Genomic DNA, 2788 nt, shown 5'->3' on the forward strand with positions numbered 1-2788 from the left:
TTGCATCATCAGCGCTTCTGCTGCCGATATCAACGCGCGGTCTTCGTCCAGCCCTTTCGGCACCACCCCCAGCCGCCAGCAGAAGCGTCGGGTCATCGCCTGTTGATACAGCGGCCCAAAGCGCTCGAGCGCGGCAATCAACGGCGGCGCATCGCTGATCAGCCGCAGTGCCACTGCCAGCTGGCCCAGGTTCCAGTGGATCGCCTCGGGCTGGCGAGCAAAGCTGTACAGCCCGCTGTGATCGAAGTAGGCTGCGGTGAATCCCGGCTCCCAGCGCGGGGCAAAGCGCCACGGGCCATAATCAAAGCTCTCGCCGGTGATGTTCATGTTGTCGGTGTTGAGCACGCCGTGCACAAAGCCTGCGACCATATAGCTGGCGGCAAGGTCGGCCATGCGCTCGGTCACCAGATTGAGCAGCAGCGCCGCGTCGTTGTCGCTGGTCTGGCCGTCGTACAGCTCATCGAGCACGTAGCGCAGCACCCGCTGCATCTTGGTGGGATCGTCCTCATACGCGATCCGCTGGAAGGTACCGAAACGGATATGGCTGTGGCTGAGCCGCACCAGCACCGCAGAGCGGGTGGGCGACGGCTCGTCACCGCGCCACAGGCTTTCGCCGGTTTCGATGACCGAGAAGGTCTTGGAAGTGTTGACCCCCAAGGCCTCCAGCATTTCGGTCGCCAGAATTTCGCGCACTGCGCCCTTCAGCGTCAACCGCCCGTCGCCATCGCGGCTGAATGGCGTCTGGCCCGATCCCTTGGTGCCAAGATCGAGCAGCCGCCCGGCATCATCACGCAGCTGCGCGAAAAGAAACCCGCGCCCGTCACCGATGTCAGGGTTATAGCTGCGAAACTGATGGCCATGATAGGCGAGCGCCAGCGGCTGGGGCAGGTTGCCGGGCAGCGGCGCAAACCGCCCGAAATGCTGCGCCCATGCGCTATCATCCAGCCCATCCAGCCCAACGGTCGCTGCGTGGCGGTCATTGCGGAAGCGGACCACCGTCTGCGGGAAATCCGCCGCCATCACCGGGTGGGCAATGGCATCGGCGATGGCAAGGATGGCGGGGTCGCCACAGCGTGAAGCGGCTTGCGGTTCGGTTGTCATCGGTCAATAGTGGGGGCTGGAAGGAGCGCGCGCAACCATGACCAGAGCTGCACAGGCCTATAGCGATGGCTATTGGTGGTCGAATGATGGCCTGCGGCTGCATTTTCGCGATTATCCCGCGCGCCAAGAAAATGCCGCGCGCCCGCCGATCATCTGCATTCCAGGCCTGACGCGCAACGCACGCGATTTTGAAAATGTCGCCGCCCGGCTGGCAGGCGAGTGGCGGGTGATCTGTGTCGATCTGCGCGGGCGCGGCGACAGCGCCTATGCCAAGGACGCGATGAGCTACGTACCGCTGACCTATGTGCAGGATATGGAGGCGCTGCTGCGTGCGGAGAACATTGCGCAGTTCGTCTCAATCGGCACCTCGCTCGGCGGCCTTATCACGATGCTGCTCGCTTCCACCCGTCCGGGCCGGGTGGTGGGCGCACTGCTCAACGATGTCGGGCCGGATATCGACCCGGTGGGGCTAAAGCGCATCCGCGATTATGTCGGGCAGGGGCGGACGTTCCCAACCTGGATGCACGCAGCACGCGCACTTTCCGAGGTGCAGGGCCCGGTGTTCCCCGGCTATCGGGTCAGCGAATGGCTCGATATGGCCAAGAAGACGATGAAGGTCGGCGCGGGCGGGCGCATTGTCTATGATTACGACATGAAGATCGCCGAGCCGTTCGCGGTGCCGGGTGGTGAGGCCGGGGTCGATCTGTGGCCCGCGCTTGCCGGCCTCGCCCCGGTGCCGGTGCTGATCGTGCGTGGCGCGCTGTCTGACCTGTTCAGCGTAGCGACCGCTGACAAGATGCTTGGGCGTTTGCCCCACGCCAGCCTGCTGACGGTCGAGGGCAAGGGCCACGCTCCCAGCCTTGAGGAACCCGAGGTGGCAATCGCCATCGATGCGCTGCTGGGCCGGGTTGCGCAGCCTGTGCCCGCCTGACAGCTAGCACAGGCACGCACGCGTATGCGCCCAGCCCGTATCCTGCACCTGCACAGCACGTTCGATCTGGGCGGCAAAGAGGCACGCGCCGTCCGGCTGATGAACCATTTCGGGGCTGCGGCGGATCACACCATCCTCACCGCGGTGCCCGGGGCGCTGGGCGCGCGCGAAGCAATTGCGCCGCGCATCAAGGTCGCGTTTCCTGACAATGCGCCCTCGCTTTCGGGCAAGCCGAACATTCAGCGCTATCAGCAGTTTACCGGCTATTTCAGGAGCTTTGACCTGATCTTGAGCTACAACTGGGGGGCAATGGACGGGGTGATGGCGCGCACCCTGTTTGCCGGTCAGCGGTGGTTGCCGCCGGTGATCCATCACGAAGACGGCTTCAATGAGGATGAGGCGGTGCACCTCAAGCGCAAGCGCAACTGGTTCCGGATGGTCGCGCTGGCGCGCACCGACGCGCTGGTCGTGCCCTCGCACACGCTTGAGGACATCGCGCTGCGGATCTGGAAGCAGCCGGAGAGCCGGGTGAAGCGGATCGCCAACGGCATCGATGTCGCCGCCTATGCGCGCAAGCCCCAGCGCGGCGCGATCCCCGGCTTCCAGCGGCGCGAGGGCGAGCTTGTCATCGGCACGCTTGCTGGCTTGCGTGCGGTCAAGAACCTGCCGCGACTGGTGCGTGCAGTGGCGGCGCTGACTGTGCCCGCGCGGCTGGTGATCGTTGGCGAGGGCCCCGAGCGCGATGCGATTGCGGCG

3 protein-coding genes are annotated in these 2788 nt (G+C 65.2%); 2 read left to right on the forward strand and 1 reads right to left on the reverse strand.

The genetic code is table 11. From position 1 onward, the window contains the following. A partial coding sequence (locus ACEW8G_RS07790; RefSeq protein WP_373487864.1) for a protein adenylyltransferase SelO family protein occupies window positions 1-1101 on the reverse strand: 1101 nt, incomplete at its 3' end. Between the two features lie 37 nt (window positions 1102-1138). On the opposite strand from ACEW8G_RS07790, the gene ACEW8G_RS07795 reads away from it, so the two are divergent. Both ACEW8G_RS07795 and ACEW8G_RS07800 read left to right on the forward strand, forming a co-directional pair. Continuing rightward, window positions 1139-2032, forward strand: coding sequence for an alpha/beta fold hydrolase (locus tag ACEW8G_RS07795; RefSeq protein ID WP_373487865.1), 894 nt, complete (start codon window positions 1139-1141; stop codon window positions 2030-2032). Between the two features lie 24 nt (window positions 2033-2056). Further along, on the forward strand, window positions 2057-2788 hold a 732-nt coding region (locus tag ACEW8G_RS07800; protein WP_373487866.1), incomplete at its 3' end, for a glycosyltransferase.

The sequence above is a fragment of the Blastomonas sp. genome, assembly GCF_041747255.1.
GTDB lineage: Bacteria > Pseudomonadota > Alphaproteobacteria > Sphingomonadales > Sphingomonadaceae > Blastomonas.